Genomic DNA, 16,125 nt, shown 5'->3' on the forward strand with positions numbered 1-16,125 from the left:
CTCCCTCCGACTCCTGGCTCCGCGCGCCCGACCACCGCCCTTGGCCCGCAGGAGTGCAGTTGAACCGCAGCCGCCGCAGCCGCAGCCGCCGCAGCGCGCTCGCCGCAGCCGCCCTCGTGCTGCTCGCGGGCGCGTTCACCGCGGGCTGCGGCGACCCGGGCGACCTGCGCAGCGCGGGCGCGACGCCCACGGCCGTCGGCCCCACCCGGCTCTGGCCCGACCTGCCGCCCGCCTCCTCGCCGCTCGGCGACTACGGAACGGCGGACACCGAGGAGGTCAAGGGCGTGCGGGTGCCCGGCGGCGACCTGCACAAGGTGGACCCCGTCGCCATCGTGAAGGCGCAGACCGCCGCGCACCCCGACGACTACAGCGGCCCGTCCGCGCTCTACAAGGAGACCGCCGACGCCCTGAAGGGCTGCGGCAAGAAGGGCAGGGAGTGCCCGGTCCTCAAGGCGTACTACCGCGACTTCACCGGTGACGGGAAGGACGACATGGTCATCGGCATCCGCATGCCGGAGGAGCAGTTGGCCATCCGCGTCTACGCGATGGAGAAGGGCCATCTGACGCAGATCATGGGCACGTCCGACGCGGTGCTCGGCGTCGAGCTCGCCGGGCGCGACCTGGTGCTCCGCGCGGCCTCCGACATCCCCGGCTACGAGTACCGCACGGCCTGGTCCTGGGACCGGCACCAGCGGGCGATGCTGCCGACCCGCGACGAGTTCCTGCGCTCGTCCGACGCGCCGCGCCCCAAGGGCGCGCGCAGCCCGGCGCCCGAGGTGACCGAGATCCCGGCCGAGGAGACGCCGCCGGTTCCGGCCCCGGGACCGAGCTCCGGCGAGCACCCGGACACGGGCGCATGACCGAACCCCGGCGGCCGCGCCGCCCCCGGCTCCCGCTGCGCCTGCCCGCCTGGACCGCGACGCTGACGTGGAAGGCCGCGGTGTTCATCGCCGTGATGTGCTGCGCCCTCGCGGCGCTGCTCGGCGTGCTCGTGCACGTGGCGGTGACGAACCAGACCGTGGGCCAGGCCCGCGAGCGCGCCCTGTCCCGGCTCGACGACGCCACCGAGCAGTACGAGGCGGGCGGCCGCCTCGGCCCGGGCGCGGGCCTCGACCCGCCGGGCCTGCCGGACCGGCTCCGCGACCTCGCCGTGGCCGGGGAGCGCGGCACGATGGTCGGCGACCACGACCGGACGCCCACGGTGTGGGCGGCGGGGCCCGCGGACGGCGGCCGGGCGATCGCCGTGGAGGTCGACTACGCGCAGGGCGCCCGCACCATCGACGGCCTCGACCGGGCGATCCTGGGCTCGTCCGTCCTCGCGATCGGCGCGACCCTGCTGGTCGGGGCGTTCGCGGTGACGCGCGTGACGCGGCGCCTGCATCTGACGGCCCGGGTCGCGGCCCGCATCAGCGCGGGCGACCTGGACGCGCGCGTGCACGACCCGCGCACCCGTGACCCCCACCGCCACCAGGACGAGGTGGCCACGGTCTCCGGGGCCCTGGACACCATGGCCTCCTCGCTCCAGGGCAAGCTCCTGAGCGAGCAGCGGTTCACCGCGGACGTGGCGCACGAGCTGCGCACCCCGCTGACCGGGCTGCACGCGGCGGCCGAGCTGCTGCCGCCGGGCCGCCCGACCGAGCTGGTCAGGGACCGGGTGGCGGCGCTGCGCACGCTCACCGAGGACCTCCTGGAGATCTCCCGGCTCGACGCGCGCAACGAACGCGTGGACCTGGACGCGGTGCGGCTCGCTCCGCTGGCGGAGCGCGTGGTGCGCGCGTCGGGCGCCGAGGTGGAGCTGACCGTCGTCCACGACCTCGTGGTGGAGACCGACGGGCGACGCCTGGAGCGGGTGCTCGGCAACCTCGTCGCGAACGCCCTCAAGCACGGGGCCCCGCCGGTGTGCCTGACCGTGGACGGACCGGTGATCACTGTGCGGGACCACGGCCCGGGCTTCCCCGACTATCTGGTGGAGCACGGCCCGCAGCGCTTCCGCACCGAGGGCACCACCAAGGGCCACGGCCTCGGTCTGACCATCGCGCTCGGCCAGGCGCGGGTGGTCGGGGCGAGCCTCACCTTCACCAATGTGGCGGAAGGGACGGGAGCGGTCGCGACGCTCACGCTGCCGCACGACGAGCGGCCCTCCGGGGACGAGCCGGGCGAAGTCCGGGCCTGACGGGGACGGCTGACCGTACGTGACCTTTTGCGGACGTCCGGTGTCGCTTTTAGCGTGAATCGCGGCCTACGCACCGGCCGCACACCGCACTCCCCAGAGGAGACCGTCATGGCCCTTCGTCCCCGCTCCCTCGCCGTCCGCATCGGCATAGCCGCCGCGGGCGGCGCGCTCGCCGCCACCACGCTGGCCGCAGGCCCGGCCCTCGCGGCCGAGGGCAACGAACACCCCCGCGTCTACAAGGGCAAGGTCACCGCCAAGGGCGGCCTCCTCCTGCGCGACCGGCCCACGCGGGGCAGCCACGTCATCCGGCACGAGCCGTACGGCAAGATCGTGCACATCTTCTGCAAGACGCGCGGCGAGCACGTGCAGGGCAACGACCGCTGGTACCTCCTCACGGACGGCACCTGGGCCTGGGGCGCCGCGCACTACATCGCCAACATCGGGCCCGCGCCGCGCTGGTGCTGACCCACCGGACCCACCGGAGCCGCCCAGAGCCACCGGAGCCCAGGCGGGGCATAACCGGACATTAAGCCCGGAGCTTGCTACGTTCCGGTCATGGAGGTCCGCGTCCCGCGACGCCGGGGCACCGAACTCGCCCTGATCGTCGTCGCCGTCCTGCTCTCGGTCTACGGCTACTGCGACGTGGGCCTGGCCAGGACCGGCTCCGTCCCGCCCGGCGCCGCCGGCTACGGCGCCGGGTTGGGAGTGCTCGCGCTCCTCGCCCATCTGGCGGTGCGGCTGCGGGCCCCGTACGCCGACCCGCTGCTGCTGCCGATCGCCGTGCTCCTCAACGGCCTCGGGCTCGTCCTCATCTACCGGCTGGACCTGGAGACGCCCGGCGACCGGGCCGCGCCCACCCAGCTCGTCTGGTCCACCATCGGCGTCGGCCTGTGCGTCGCGGTCGTGGTCCTGCTGCGCGACCACCGGCTGCTGCGGCGCTACGCGTACCTCTCCGTCGTCACGGCGCTGGTGCTGATGATCGTGCCGATCTTCTTCCCGGCCGTGAACGGCGCCCGCATCTGGATCCGGCTCGGGGGCTTCTCCATCCAGCCGGGCGAGTTCGCGAAGATCCTGCTCGCGGTGTTCTTCGCCAGCTATCTCGCGGCCAACCGCACCGCCCTCGCCACCACCGGGCGCACGCTGTGGAAGTTCGTGCAGCTTCCCACCGGCCGGGTGCTCGGCCCGGTGGTGGCGATCTGGCTGCTGAGCGTCGGCGTCCTGGTCCTGGAGCGGGACCTGGGCACCTCGCTGCTCTTCTTCGGCCTCTTCGTGGTCCTGCTGTACGTCGCCACCGGCCGCACCGGCTGGATCGCCGTCGGGCTGCTGCTCGCGGCGGCGGGCGCCTACGCGGTCGGCTCCCTCGAACCGCACGTGCACAGCCGCGTCGCGGACTGGCTGCACCCCTTCGCGTCCATCGAGGCCGGGCGGGGGCCCAACCAACTCGCCCAGTCGCTCTTCGCGTTCGCCGCGGGCGGGCTGCTCGGCACCGGGCTCGGGCTCGGCCACTCCATCCTCATCGGCTTCGCCGCGAAGTCGGACTTCATCCTGGCGACGGCGGGCGAGGAGCTGGGCCTCGCCGGGCTCACGGCGATCTTCCTCCTGTACGCGCTGCTCGTGGAGCGCGGCTACCGCACCGGGCTCGCCCTGCGCGACCCCTTCGGGCGGCTCCTCGCGATCGGGCTCGCCTCGATCGTGGCGCTCCAGGTGTTCGTGATCGCGGGCGGCGTGACCGGGCTCATCCCGCTCACCGGCATGGCGATGCCGTTCCTCGCGCAGGGCGGCTCGTCCGTCGTCACCAACTGGATCATCGTGGCGCTGCTCATCCGCCTGAGCGACTCGGCCCGCGCCCACGCCCGTGCCCACGCCGACGGGGACTCCCCCGGGGACCGGCCGCACCAGGAGGCGTCCACGTGACCCGGTACATCCGCCACGCCGCGGCCTTCTGCCTGCTGCTGCTCGTGGCCCTGCTCGTGAACGCCACCCGCGTGCAGGTCTTCGACGCCCAGGACTACGACGACAACCCCGCCAACCGCCGCCGGGACATCGAGCGCTTCGCCGCGGCCCGCGGCGACATCCTGGTGGACGGCCGCCCGGTCACCGGCTCCAAGGACACCGGCGAGCAGCTGCGCCACGAGCGGACGTACACGAAGGGACCGCTGTACGCGCCGGTGACGGGCTTCGCCTCGCAGGTGTACGGCACGACGTTCCTGGAGCACGCCGAGGACGCCGTGCTCTCCGGCACAGACCCGATGCTCGCGCCGCTGCCGCTGTGGCACGACCTCACCCGCTCGCGGAGCCCCGGCGGCGACGTCGTCACCACCGTGAAGGCCGCGGTGCAGCGGGCCGCGTACGCCGGGCTCGACGGCAAGAAGGGCGCCGTGGCCGCGCTCGAACCGGCCACCGGCAGGATCCTCGCGCTCGTCTCCACGCCGTCGTACGACCCCGAGCGGCTGTCCGGCACCGGCCGCTCGGTGGTGGACTCCTGGGCCCGGCTCAACGGCGACCCCGACAAGCCGATGCTGAACCGCGCGCTGCGCCAGACGTATCCGCCCGGTTCGACGTTCAAGGTGGTCACGGCGGCGGCCGCGCTCGACGCGGGCGAGATCACCGACGTGGACGCGCCGACGGACTCCCCCGATCCGTTCACGCTCCCCGGCACCTCGACGCGCCTTTCGAACGAGGTCACCGGCTGCGCCGACGCCAGTCTGCGGTACGCCTTCCGGTGGTCGTGCAACACCGTGTTCGCCAAGCTGGGCGCCGACACGGGGCTCGGCGCGATGGTGGAGACGGCCGGGAAGTTCGGCTTCAACGACCCCGGGGTCAAGGTGCCGTCGACGGTGGCCGCCAGCACCTTCGACACGTCGATGGACCGGGCACAGCTCGCGCTCTCGGCCATCGGCCAGTACGACACCCGGGCCACGCCGCTCCAGATGGCGATGGTGGCGGCGGCCGTCGCCAACGGCGGCTTCGTCAAGGCGCCGTACCTCGTGGAGCGGACGACGACCGGATCCGGGACGACCGTGGACTCGACGCCGACGCGCACGCTCCACCAGGCCATGGGGCCGGGCACGGCGCTGCGCCTGCGGGAGCTGATGACGGAGGTCGTCGAGCAGGGCACCGGCACGAACGCGGCGATCCCCGGGGTGACCGTGGGCGGCAAGACCGGCACCGCCCAGCACGGCCTCGGCAACTCCGGTACGCCGTACGCCTGGTTCATCTCGTGGGCGCAGAAGCCGGGGGACGGGGAGCCGTCGGTGGCCGTGGCGGTGGTCGTCGAGGACGCGGCCGCGTCCCGCGCGGACATCAGCGGCGGGGGCAGCGCCGCCCCTGTCGCCCGGGCCGTGATGGAGGCCGCGCTCTCCGGCTGAGGGCTTTGCTGCCGTCTGTCCTCTGCGGGTGCATCGTGGCTGGTCGCGCCCGCGCGGCGGAGCCGCAAATCGACAGAGCCCCGCGCCCCTACGGGGCACTCACCCCAGTGTCCGCTCCCGCCCGGGCCCCCGCGGGCAGGCGCGGTGGACGGTAGCCGGGCACCGGTGCCGCGCCCCGGTCGGGGCGTACCGCGCCGAGGAGGGGGTTCGCCGCCAGCGGGGAGACCTTCACCTTCGCGCCGGGCCGGGGCGCGTGCACCACGAGCCCGTCCCCCAGGTACAGCGCGATGTGCGTGGCCTTCGGGAAGTACACCACCAGGTCCCCCGGCCGCAGCTGCCGCAGCGGCACCCGCGGCAGCCGCGCCCACTGCTCCTGGCTGGTCCGCGGGATCTCCCGGCCGCCCGCGCCCCAGGCCCGCTGGGTGAGCCCGGAGCAGTCGAACGCCGCGGGCCCCTCGGCGCCCCACTCGTACGGCTTCCCGATCTGCGCGACGGCGTACCGCACGGCCCGCTCCCCCTTGGCCGAAGGGGCCCGCCGGGCGCCCGGCGCCCCGAGCGCCCCGGACCCGACGAGCTCGCGCTGGGCGGCGTCCGCGCCCGCCCGCTCGGCCCGGCCGACCGCGGCCAGCTCCTCGGCGCTGAGCGAGGCGAGCAGCTCCTCGACCTCGCGCAGCCGCTTCCGTACGCCGTCGCGGGCCCGCTCCTGGCGCCGGGCGAGGGACTCCTGCGCGGCCAGGGCCCGCCGGGCGGCGCGGGCGAGGTCGTCGGCCCGCTTCTCGCCGTCGGCGAGGCGGGTGACGGCCGCGGCCCGGTCGGCCGCGGCGCGGCGCAGCACATGGCGCTGGTCGAGGGCGCCCCGCGGGCTGCGGGCGAGCAGCAGCCGGACGTACGAGGAGATCTCCACGCTGTTGTTCTGGTACTGCTGGCGCGCCAGGCGGCCCGCGGCGCCGCGGCCGTCGCGCGCGGCGGTCCGGGCCGCGGCGAGGCGGCGGTCGAGGTCGGCGACCCGGCGGCGCTGGTCCGTCAGCTCCTCGCCGGTCGCGTTGTACGTCTCGGTGGACTCCTCGGCCCGGCGGTACAGGCGCTGAAGGTCCGTCAGGAGGGTGGCCACGGAGCGTTCGCCGGGGGCGGGCGCGGGGCTCGGGGCGGCGTGGGCCGGTGGCGGCGAGGGCAGGGGCGCCACCAGTGCGGAGAGCGCGGAGCCCGCGCAGGCCCAGCGCAGCAGCCTTCCTGACACGTCATCACCTCCGGTGCGCGACGGGCCTTCCACCGCGCACCGCGAGCATCCGGCCGCCGCCCGGGCCCCGCCTCCCGGCGGTGGGCGGTTGGCGCAACGAGGTCACTCGTACCAGGGGCGCACGGCGCGTCCAGTTGCACACGGCCGACGGCGGCGCAGCAAGATCGAGCCCGTCCGGCGATTGAGGACGAGCGCGCAGCGCGATGGGGGGTCGCCGGGGCTCAGTCGCTCCCCCGCCCGGCCGGAGGGCCCGGCTTGGACCAGGGCCACTTCAGGTCGCGCAGGCCGCCGCCGCGGGGGTCCGCGTCGGGGTCGTACTCGTACCGCCAGCCCGGGTGCAGCCCGAACCGCTTCGCGGTCTCGGCGGCCACCCGCCGGTAGACGAGCACCGTGGGCTCGCCCCCCGCGTCGTCCGGCACCGGGACCCGGTACACCTTCGGCGGATGACCGGTCGGCCCGAGCAGGACCGGGAGCACGCGGCCGTCCAGGGGGCCGCCCACGAAGGGGGTGTCTTCACTCTTCACGGCCCCAGTGTCCGTCACCCCGCCGCCCCGGCGCCCGTCACGCCCGTCACAGCAGGTGCGCGGCCTCCGCCACCACCGGAAGGACCCGGCGGACCAGCTCGCCCACCGGCCCCTCGGGGCTCTCCAGGGCGAGGGCGCGGCGCACCACGTCCGCGGTCTGCGGGTCGCGCCCCGCGGTGGCCGCGACCTGGGCCACGAACTGCTCGACGAGGAGCTCCCGCAGCTCGTCGAGCGGCGGCCGCTTGTCCTCGTCGAGCCAGATCAGCGAGGCCGCCTCCACCGCGGTGACCCACATCCGCACGGTGGTGCGCAGCCGCGGCCCGGCCGGCTCGGCGAGGTCCATGTGGGCGAGGATGTGCGTGACGGCGGAGCGCCGCACCTCGTCCACGATGGCGGTCGTGCGGGAGGTCTCCACCACGCTGCCGCCCTGGAGCAGTGCGCTGAACCCGGCGTCGTGCTCGTCGACGAACGCCAGGTACCGGTCGACGGCCCGGGCCAGGCGCTGGGTGAGCGGCCCGTCCTGGGGCTCGGCGAAGCACTGCTCCAGGTCGTCGGCGGCCGACCGCAGCGCGGCCTCGTACAACTGCTGTTTGCCGCCGGGGAAGTAGCGGTAGACCAGGGGGCGCGAGACCCCGGCCGCCTCCGCCACGTCGTCGAGCGAGACCTCTTCGGGCGCACGGTGCGCGAACAGCGAGAGGGCGGCGTCGAGGAGCTGGCTGCGCCGCGCCTCGACGCTGAGGCGCCGGTACGCACGGGTAGTGGTCATGCCCCGCAGGGTAACCGGGTTGTCGTACCAATGGGCCTTCCGTCACCTGCGGATTCGCCGTGGCTGGTCGCGCCCGCGCGGCGGAGCCGCACATCGACACAGCCCCGCGCCCCTTCGGGGCGCTGTCCCACAGCACCATCAGGCGAGCAGCCCCGATGACTTCCACAGCCTGCGGCCCGGGCCCCGCAACACCCCGATGTCGTCCAGGAAGTCGGTGAGGCGCTTCGCCCCGCTCTGCATGACCTCGCGGCGGTGGCCGCTCGCCTTGACCTGGGCGACGGCCTCGCGGCGGTCGAGGCCCACGTCCGTGTAGACCTGCGGGTTGACGAAGGCGATGGAGAAGACGCGGGCGGCCTCGCCGCAGCTGAGCCGGGTGAGCTCGCGCTCCCAGCGCGGGGCGGTCACCATCTGGCGGCGCAGCTCCTCGCGCGCGTAGCGGACGTGCCGGGCCTCCTCCACGACGTGGATGCGGGTCACGCCGCGCACGATGGTCTGCACGCGCTCGTCCGGGAACGTCAGGCGCTGCATCCAGTCGAGGATCTCCTCGCCGAGCAGCGTGCAGGCGAACGAACCGGGCGTGGTCGAGACGGTCTTCAGGACGCGGGCGAGGTTGTGGTTGAGCCGCGTCACGGGGTACGTGGGCGCGCCGCCCTTCTGGATCATGCGGGCGAACATCATCGAGTGGCGGCACTCGTCGGCTATCTCGGTGAGCGCGTACCGTACGTGCGCGCTGGTCACGGACTTGTCGTAGATGTGCCGCACGAGCAGCTGCATCAGGATGATCTCGAACCAGATGCCGAGGGACGCGAGCGAGGCCGCCTCGTGCCGGGCGAGGTCGAAGCGCTGCTCCTCGGACATCCGCCGCCACATCGGGGTGTCGTAGAGCGAGACGAGCTCCGGCGGCCAGAACCACTTGCCGTCCTCGACGGGGGCGTCCCAGTCGAGCTCCCTGTCCGGGTCGAAGGAGTGCTTGGCGGAGGACTCAAGGAGCCGTACGGCCACTTGTTCGCGGTCCTTGAGCAGGCCGAGCGCGTCCCGCAGACCGGTGAGCTCGCCGTCTTCGGTCACGGTCGTCATGAGGTCTCCTGCGCTTCGGGGGGCTGTTGCTGTCCGGGGGCTTTCCGGTGCCGTCCGGGACGGGTTACCGGCGGTCACCTCTTATAAGACTGCTTGTCAGCAAGACCGTCAATCCCTTGCGCGCAACTTGTTGACCGCTCGTCTACCACCGTGTGAGCCTGCCAACCAGCCACCATTTCGCGGCGGTTGCGGAGACCAAGGGGCCGCCGAGACCCGTGAGGAGCCGTCCGTGTCCACTCGCGATCTGTACGTCAAGGGTCAGCAGGACCTCACCTGGCAGGTCCCCGCCACTGGGGCCGCCCGCTTCAGCTGGGAGTACGGCGAAGGCCGCGAGCGCCTCCTGAACCTGTACCAGAAGGGCAAGGACAAGCAGTGGGACGGCGCCAAGCGCATCGACTGGGACCTGGAGGTGGACCCCCTCGACCCGCTCGGCACCCCCGACGAGGCCATGACCCTGTACGGCACCCGGCACTGGGACCTGATGAACGAGCGCGAGCGCGGTGAGCTGCGCAAGCACTACGCCTCCTGGCAGTTCAGCCAGTTCCTGCACGGCGAGCAGGGGGCCATGGTGTGCGCGGCCCGCATCGTGGAGTCCGTCCCCGACCTGGACGCCAAGTTCTACTCCGCCACCCAGACCATGGACGAGGCCCGGCACGCCGAGGTTTACGGCCGCTTCCTGCACGAGAAGATCGGCATGCTCTACCCGGTCAACGACAACCTCCAGGGGCTGCTCGGCGACACCCTGCGCGACTCCCGCTGGGACATGCCGTACCTGGGCATGCAGGTCCTCATCGAGGGCCTCGCCCTCGCCGCGTTCGGCATGATCCGCGACACCACGGACAAGCCGCTGCCGAAGCAGATCCTCGCCTACGTCATGCAGGACGAGGCCCGGCACGTGGCCTTCGGCCGCATGGCCCTGCGCGACTACTACCGGCAGCTCGGCGACGCGGAGCTGCGCGAGCGCGAGGAGTTCGTCATCGAGGGCTGCTACCTGATGCGGGACCGGCTGCGGGGCGTGGAGGTCCTGGAGAACTTCGGCATCCCCAAGCGGGAGGCCGAGGAGCTCAGCGAGCGCTCCGAGTACCTCCAGCTCTTCCGCCAGCTGCTGTTCAGCCGGATCGTCCCCTGCGTCAAGGACATCGGCCTGTGGGGCGAACGCCTCCAGCGGGCGTACGTCGACATGGGCGTCTTCGAGATGGGCGACTCGAACCTGGACCTTCTGATGGCCCAGGACGAGGAGATCGCGGAGAAACTGGACGCGGAGCGCTTCGCCGCGGAGGAGCAGCAAAGGGTGGCCGAGGTGGAGGCCGCGATCGCCGAAGGGGCCACGACCAGCCCCTCCGGCGTTCGAGGAGCGGGGGCCTAGGCGGAAGCCACCTCCGCCAGGTACGCCTCCGCGCGCGCGGCCTCGTAGAAGTAGTCCTCGAAGTCCGCAGGATCGTTGAAGCCGTTGGCGAAGCGGTCGGCCACCGGCTTGAGGTCGCCCGCCGCCCCGAGGAGGGTGAGCACGTGCTCCGGTGGGGGCGCGAGCATCGCGTTGGTCCACTTCGTGGCGTGCCGCGCGGTCGCCCAGTACCGCTCGAACGTCGCCCGCATCCAGGCCTCGTCGAAGGGCCGGTCCCCGTGCTCCACGATGGCGGACAGATACGACGCCGCGCACTTGGACGCGGAGTTGGAGCCCTGCCCGGTGATCGGGTCGTTCGCGACGACCACGTCGGCGACGCCGAGGACGAGGCCCCCGCCGGGCAGCCGCCCGACGGGCTTGCGGACGGTGGGGGCGTACCGCCCGGCGAGCGTGCCGCCCGCGTCGGTCAGCTCGGCCTTCGTGGCGCGCGCGTACTCCCAGGGCAGGAACTCCTCCAGGAGTCCGAGCGTGAGCGAGAGGTGCTCGTCGGGGTCCTTCACGCCCTGGAAGACGTCGAGGGGACCGCCCGGCACGCCCTCCCAGAAGAGGATGTCCGCCCGCCCGGACGTGGTGAGCGTCGGCATCACGAACAGCTCGCCGACGCCCGGCACCAGATTGCAGCGGACCGCGTCGAACTCGGGGTGCTCGGGGCGCGGCCCGAGCCCGTGGACGTAGGCGACGGCGAGCGCCCGCTGCGGCGCGGCGTACGGCGACCGCTCCGGGTCCCGCTCGAACATCGACACCAGCTCGCCCTTGCCCGCCGACACCAAGACCAGGTCGTAGGCGCGCGAGAAGTAGTCGAGGTCGCCGACGGCCGCGCCGTGGATGACGAGCTGGCCGCCGCGCTGGGCGAACGTCTCCATCCACCCGGCCATCTTCACGCGCTGGTCGACGGACTGCGCATGGCCGTCGAGCCGGCCGACCCAGTCGATGACGCGGGCGGAGCCGGGCCCGGCGACGGAGACGCCGACGCCCTCGATGTCCGGGGCCTGGGACTCCCAGAAGTTGAGCCCCAGGTCGCGCTCGTGCTGGAGGGCGGTGTGGAACATGCACTGTGTCGACATGACCCGGCCGGACCGGATCTCGTCCGCCGTGCGGTTGGACATCAGCGTGACCTCGTACCCCCGCGACTGGAGTCCGAGCGCGAGCTGGAGACCGGACTGACCGGCTCCGACGATGAGTATCTTCCGCATACGGGTCCTTCCACCACTTCCGGGAACTCGGCGGGCGCTCGGGCGCGGGCACGCCCGAGCCGTCACTCGGGCGTTTCGTCCAGCGCGTGGCCCACCAGGGCGAGCAGCGATTCGATCACGGAAGGCCGCTGCCGCGCGTCCATGATCAGAACGGGTATCCGGTCGGCCACGGTGAGCGCCTCGCGGACGTCCTCCGCCTCGTACCGCTCGGTGCCCTCGAAGTGGTTGACCGCCACGACGTACGGAAGGCCGCAGCTCTCGAAGTAGTCGAGCGCGGGGAAGCAGTCGGTGAGCCGCCGGGTGTCGGCCAGGACGACCGCGCCGATCGCGCCGCGCACCAGGTCGTCCCACATGAACCAGAAGCGCTGCTGGCCCGGCGTGCCGAACAGGTACAGGACGAGGTCGTCGGCCAGCGTGATGCGGCCGAAGTCCATGGCGACCGTGGTCGTGGTCTTGCCCGGGGTCGCGCTCAGATCGTCGGTGTCGGCGCTGGCCTGCGTCATCAGCGCCTCCGTCTTCAGGGGCGTGATCTCGGAGACGGCCGAGACGAGCGTCGTCTTGCCGACGCCGAAACCGCCCGCGACCACGATCTTCGTGGCGATCGGCGCGCGCGTGCGGTCCAGTTGCCAGGCCTGTACGCCCTCTTCGCCGTCGAGCAGCTCCTGGACGCGGGTGTCAGATGCCGCGGAGCCCATGCAGCACCCTTTCCAGCAGTGCGCGGTCCGGCCGCCCCGGGCCGTGGCCCGTCCCGTACACGCGGATCCTTCCCTGGTCGGCGAGGTCGCTGAGCAGTACGCGGACCACGCCGAGCGGTATCTTCAGCAGCGCCGAGATCTCCGCGACCGTACGCATCCTGCGGCAGAGCTCCACGATGGCCCGCAGCTCCGGCATCACCCGGGCGCTCAGCGGATCGCCCTGCCCCAGCTCGCGCCGCTCCTCGGCCGCTTCGAGCGCGGGCTGGGCGGCCACGAACGTCTCCACGAGCAGGACGTGTCCGAAGCGGGTGCGGCCGCCGGTGAGCGAGTACGGGCGCACCCGCGCGGGCTTCCGGTCGGCGCCGCGCACCGGCAGGCGGGGCGCCGCCGCGCCCGCGCTCATCAGGCGTTCTCCATCGACTGCCGCAGCTCGCTGCGGAGTTCGGGCGTCAGGACGTGCCCGGCCCTGCCGACGAAGAGCGCCATGTGGTACGCCACGACGGTCATGTCGCAGTCGGGCGTGGCGTGCACCCCGAGCAGCGAGCCGTCGCTGATCGCCATCACGAAGAGGCTGCCCTCGGCCATGGCGACGACGGTCTGCTTGACCGTTCCGCCGTCCATGAGCTGCGCGGCGCCGAGGGTGAGGCTGCCGAGCCCGGAGACGATGGTGGCGAGGTCCGCGCTCGATCCCCTGGGCCCGGTGGGGCGGTGGGCGGGGCGGCGCTCGGCGTTGCGGGCGGGGTCGGAGGACAGCAGCAGGAGGCCGTCGGACGAGACGACCGCCACCGAGAGGATGCCGGTGACCTCCTCGACGAGGTTCGTCAGGAGCCAGTGCAGATTGCGGGCCTCGCTGCTGAGGCCGTGCACGGTGGGGCCGGCCTCGGCGATGGGCCCGGCCTCTGCGGTGGGCCCGGTCGGCGCGGGGCGTGCGGCCTCGTCGGGCTGCCTGGGTTTCGCGGACTCCTCGGGTTTCGTGGTCTGGGCGGAAGAACCGGGCGTGCGCATGGGCGCAGTCAACTGCTTGCCTCCTCGACTGGGTCCCCCGGAACATCTGCGGTCCCTGCTGTGTCCACCGCCCCGGCGAGCTCGGCCGCCACGTCGCGCCGCCCGCTCCTGGCCCCCTGCTGGAACCCGCCGAGCCTGCGCCGCAGTTCCTCGGCGTCGACTCCGGCGGGGCGGGGCCGGGGCGCGAGTCCCCCGGCGATCGGGCTGACCCTCGGGGTCCGCTTGGGCAGGCCCTTGGCGGTGAAGACCTGGGGCTCGGCCTCTGGCGTGTCGGGCGCGTCGGACGTACCGAACGCATCGGACGTATCGGATGTATCCGATGCATCTGATGTGTCGGGCTCCGGGCGCGCCGACGGCTCGTCGGGATGGTCGGTCCCGAGCGTCGGCACCAGGAGTTCCATGGTGGTCTCGGCGGCCGCGATCAGGGGGTCCCGCTCCTCCGAACGCGTCGGCGGCACGGCGGAGTCCGCCTCCGCCTCGGCGCTGGGCAGGGAGACGGCCGGTCCTCCGTCCCGGGCGGCGGGAACGGCCACGGACGGCTCGATCACGGGCGGCTCGGCCGCGGGCGGCTCCGTCGCGGGCGGCTCGGTCGCGGGCGGCTCCGGCATCGGGGCCACGGCGGCGGGCGGCTCGGTGAGTATGGCGTCGGGCAGCACCACGACGGCGGCCACACCGCCCTGCTTCTGCTCGCGAAGGCGCACCCGCGCCCCGTGCCGGGCCGCGAGCCGGGCCACCACGTACAGGCCGAGCCCGAGTTCGTCGCCGTTCTCGGGCTCATACGCGTCCTCGGGGGAGAACGCGGAGTACTCGGCGAGCCGCGCGTTCAGCTCCCGCAGCCGCTCCACGCTCGCGCCGATGCCGTCGTCCTGCACGGAGAGCATCACCTCGCCGTTCTCCAGGAGCCAGCCGGACACCTCGACGGAGGAGTCGGGCGGCGAGAACGACGTCGCGTTCTCCAGGAGCTCCGCCACCAGGTGGCTGATGTCGTCCGCGGCGAACCCGGCGATGTGGGAGTGCGGCGGCAGCGTGGCGATGCGGACGCGCTCGTACCGCTCGATCTCGCTGACAGCGGCGCGGACGACGTCGACGAGCGGCACCGGGCCCGCGTGCTGGTGGCCGTGGTCGGCGCCCGCGAGGACGAGGAGGTTCTCGCTGTGGCGGCGGGTGACGGTGGCGAGGTGGTCGAGCTTGAAGAGGGTGGCGAGCCGGTCGGGGTCCTGCTCGCGCTCCTCCAGGTTCTCGATGACGGCGAGCTGGCGCTCGACGAGGCCGAGCGTGCGCAGCGCGAGGTTCACGAACGTGCCCTGGATGCCGCGCCGCACCCGGTCCAGGTTCGTGGCGGCGTCGGCGAGTTCGGCGCGCAGCGCGTCGCGCTCGTCGGCCATCGCCTGGCGGGCGTCGGCCATCGTCTGGCGCCGGCCGATGAGGTGCTTGCGGTCGGCTTCGAGCGTGCCGAGGCGCTCCTGGAGGGCTACGGCGTGGCCGTGCAGCGCGTTGACGGACCGTACGACGGCGGCGAACTCGTCGTCGCGGCCGGTGAACCGCACCGGTTCCGCCGTGCCGGGCGCCGCCGCGACCCGGGCCGCGCCGAGGCGCAGTACGGCGAGCGGGCGGGTGAGCGAGCGGGCCGTCGCCATGGCGACGCCGACGGCGAGGAGCAGCAGCGCGCCGACGAGCGCCACCCTGATCTCCAGGGCGGTGACATCGTCGTCACGCAGCTCCGCGAGGCTCTTCGTACGGGCGGATGCGAGCGCGTTCTCGGCGCCGCGCATGGCCTCTATGCGGGCGGAGAGGGCGGTGTTGACCTTGTCCCGGTCGAGGCGCCGGTCGGCGGCGGACAGCCTGCGCTCGTCGGTGAGCCGGTCCAGGTACTGCTCGGCGGTGGTCACGTCGGAGCCGGTGACCGTCGACTCGTAGGTGGCGCGGCTCCTGGCGGGCGCGGCGTCCTGGAAGTCGGCGAGCGCGGCGAGCTCGCGGACGTGCGCCTCCTGGGCGGCGGTGCTGAGGTCGTCGCGGCGCCCGGCCTCGGCGTCCGCCTCGTCGGTCCCGGACGTGGGCAGGCCCGTGACCGGGTCGAGGGTGGTGCCGGTGGCGGCCGGGCGGGGCACGGACAGGGCGGCGAGGAGCAGGCCCCGCGCGCCGCCCGCCTGGTCGACGGCGTGGTCGAGGTCGGCGAGCGCGTAGCCGCCGGAGCCCGCGCGCGGCGGCAGCTTCTCGGCCAGCTCGCGGGTGAGGGCGTGGAGTTCGCCGATGGCCTTCGCGTACGCCTTGTGGGCGTCGAGGGCGCTGCTCGTGCCGGTGAGCGCGGAGCGCCGCACGGTGGCGAGCTCCGCGAGGTCGCCGCGGAGCCCGGCCGTGACGGAGCTGTTGGTGTTCGCGTCGGCCGCGGCCTCGCGCAGCTCCTCGATCCGCCGGTCCACGCGGGCGCTGCGGCTCTCCGACAGGCCCTTGCCGTCGGGGCGTCCTGCGGCGATGTAGGCGGTGACCTCGTCGCGCTCGTCGGCCAGCGAGTGGCTGAGCGTGATGGCCTGCTGGGTGAGCTCGGAGAGCGTGACCAGGCTCTGCGAGTCGTTGAGGTCCCCGGACGCGGCGATGATCGCGGGCGCCCCGGCACCGGCGACGGCGGCGGCGACCACCGCGACGGCCACGATGAGGCGGTTGCGGACGCGGGCCTTGGGGGGC

15 protein-coding genes are annotated in these 16,125 nt (G+C 73.7%); 6 read left to right on the forward strand and 9 right to left on the reverse strand.

Annotated elements, in window-relative coordinates:
* Nucleotides 1-53 precede the first annotated feature (53 nt).
* The 5 genes from IG74_RS0134410 to IG74_RS0134430 all read left to right on the forward strand — a co-directional run bounded on the left by IG74_RS0134410 (nucleotide 54) and on the right by IG74_RS0134430 (nucleotide 5,541).
* Nucleotides 54-860 carry a hypothetical protein gene (locus tag IG74_RS0134410; protein WP_051855965.1) on the forward strand — a complete coding sequence of 269 codons (807 nt, stop codon included), beginning with the start codon at nucleotides 54-56 and terminating at the stop codon, nucleotides 858-860.
* Nucleotides 857-2,173 carry an ATP-binding protein gene (locus tag IG74_RS0134415; protein ID WP_037826529.1) on the forward strand — a complete coding sequence of 439 codons (1,317 nt, stop codon included), beginning with the start codon at nucleotides 857-859 and terminating at the stop codon, nucleotides 2,171-2,173. The genes IG74_RS0134410 and IG74_RS0134415 overlap by 4 nt, the downstream gene beginning before the upstream one ends.
* A 108-nt stretch (nucleotides 2,174-2,281) precedes the next feature.
* Nucleotides 2,282-2,638 carry a hypothetical protein gene (locus IG74_RS0134420; RefSeq protein ID WP_030685292.1) on the forward strand — a complete coding sequence of 119 codons (357 nt, stop codon included), beginning with the start codon at nucleotides 2,282-2,284 and terminating at the stop codon, nucleotides 2,636-2,638.
* Between the two features lie 90 nt (nucleotides 2,639-2,728).
* Nucleotides 2,729-4,087 carry an FtsW/RodA/SpoVE family cell cycle protein gene (locus tag IG74_RS0134425; protein WP_234334543.1) on the forward strand — a complete coding sequence of 453 codons (1,359 nt, stop codon included), beginning with the start codon at nucleotides 2,729-2,731 and terminating at the stop codon, nucleotides 4,085-4,087.
* Nucleotides 4,084-5,541 (forward strand): penicillin-binding transpeptidase domain-containing protein, encoded by a 1,458-nt coding sequence (locus IG74_RS0134430; RefSeq protein ID WP_030685295.1) that lies wholly within the window; start codon nucleotides 4,084-4,086, stop codon nucleotides 5,539-5,541. The genes IG74_RS0134425 and IG74_RS0134430 overlap by 4 nt, the downstream gene beginning before the upstream one ends.
* An 88-nt stretch (nucleotides 5,542-5,629) precedes the next feature.
* Here IG74_RS0134430 and IG74_RS0134435 read toward each other — a convergent pair whose 3' ends face one another.
* From IG74_RS0134435 to IG74_RS0134450, 4 genes are all read right to left on the reverse strand, one after another.
* Nucleotides 5,630-6,778: a C40 family peptidase gene (locus tag IG74_RS0134435; RefSeq protein WP_030685297.1), complete on the reverse strand. Its 1,149-nt coding sequence runs from the start codon at nucleotides 6,776-6,778 to the stop codon at nucleotides 5,630-5,632.
* Nucleotides 6,779-6,999: 221 nt separating this feature from the next.
* A complete protein-coding gene (locus IG74_RS0134440; RefSeq protein WP_030685300.1) occupies nucleotides 7,000-7,302 on the reverse strand; it encodes a hypothetical protein in 303 nt (100 codons plus the stop codon).
* Nucleotides 7,303-7,348: 46 nt separating this feature from the next.
* On the reverse strand, nucleotides 7,349-8,068 hold the full coding sequence (locus tag IG74_RS0134445) for a TetR/AcrR family transcriptional regulator (protein WP_030685302.1): 720 nt from the start codon (nucleotides 8,066-8,068) through the stop codon (nucleotides 7,349-7,351).
* A 138-nt stretch (nucleotides 8,069-8,206) separates the two neighbouring features.
* Nucleotides 8,207-9,145 carry an AurF N-oxygenase family protein gene (locus tag IG74_RS0134450; RefSeq protein ID WP_030685304.1) on the reverse strand — a complete coding sequence of 313 codons (939 nt, stop codon included), beginning with the start codon at nucleotides 9,143-9,145 and terminating at the stop codon, nucleotides 8,207-8,209.
* A 229-nt stretch (nucleotides 9,146-9,374) separates the two neighbouring features.
* On the opposite strand from IG74_RS0134450, the gene IG74_RS0134455 reads away from it, so the two are divergent.
* On the forward strand, nucleotides 9,375-10,511 hold the full coding sequence (locus IG74_RS0134455; RefSeq protein ID WP_030685307.1) for a ferritin-like domain-containing protein: 1,137 nt from the start codon (nucleotides 9,375-9,377) through the stop codon (nucleotides 10,509-10,511).
* On the opposite strand, the gene IG74_RS0134460 is transcribed toward IG74_RS0134455, so the two are convergent.
* From IG74_RS0134460 to IG74_RS0134480, 5 genes are all read right to left on the reverse strand, one after another.
* Nucleotides 10,508-11,743: a styrene monooxygenase/indole monooxygenase family protein gene (locus tag IG74_RS0134460; RefSeq protein ID WP_030685309.1), complete on the reverse strand. Its 1,236-nt coding sequence runs from the start codon at nucleotides 11,741-11,743 to the stop codon at nucleotides 10,508-10,510. The two genes, IG74_RS0134455 and IG74_RS0134460, sit on opposite strands and share 4 nt — an antisense overlap.
* Nucleotides 11,744-11,805: 62 nt before the next feature.
* On the reverse strand, nucleotides 11,806-12,438 hold the full coding sequence (locus IG74_RS0134465) for a GTP-binding protein (RefSeq protein ID WP_030685311.1): 633 nt from the start codon (nucleotides 12,436-12,438) through the stop codon (nucleotides 11,806-11,808).
* Nucleotides 12,419-12,841: a DUF742 domain-containing protein gene (locus IG74_RS0134470; protein WP_030685313.1), complete on the reverse strand. Its 423-nt coding sequence runs from the start codon at nucleotides 12,839-12,841 to the stop codon at nucleotides 12,419-12,421. Before IG74_RS0134470 ends, IG74_RS0134465 begins: the two co-directional genes overlap by 20 nt.
* Nucleotides 12,841-13,326, reverse strand: a complete 486-nt coding sequence (locus IG74_RS0134475; RefSeq protein WP_030685315.1) for a roadblock/LC7 domain-containing protein — start codon at nucleotides 13,324-13,326, stop codon at nucleotides 12,841-12,843. The genes IG74_RS0134470 and IG74_RS0134475 overlap by 1 nt, the downstream gene beginning before the upstream one ends.
* A gap of 125 nt (nucleotides 13,327-13,451) precedes the next feature.
* Nucleotides 13,452-16,094 carry a nitrate- and nitrite sensing domain-containing protein gene (locus IG74_RS0134480; protein WP_051855970.1) on the reverse strand — a complete coding sequence of 881 codons (2,643 nt, stop codon included), beginning with the start codon at nucleotides 16,092-16,094 and terminating at the stop codon, nucleotides 13,452-13,454.
* Between the last annotated feature and the right edge of the window lie 31 nt (nucleotides 16,095-16,125).

Origin of the sequence: Streptomyces sp. NRRL B-1347 (assembly GCF_000720325.1) — a bacterium.
In the GTDB taxonomy this organism is placed as follows: Bacteria; Actinomycetota; Actinomycetes; order Streptomycetales; family Streptomycetaceae; genus Streptomyces.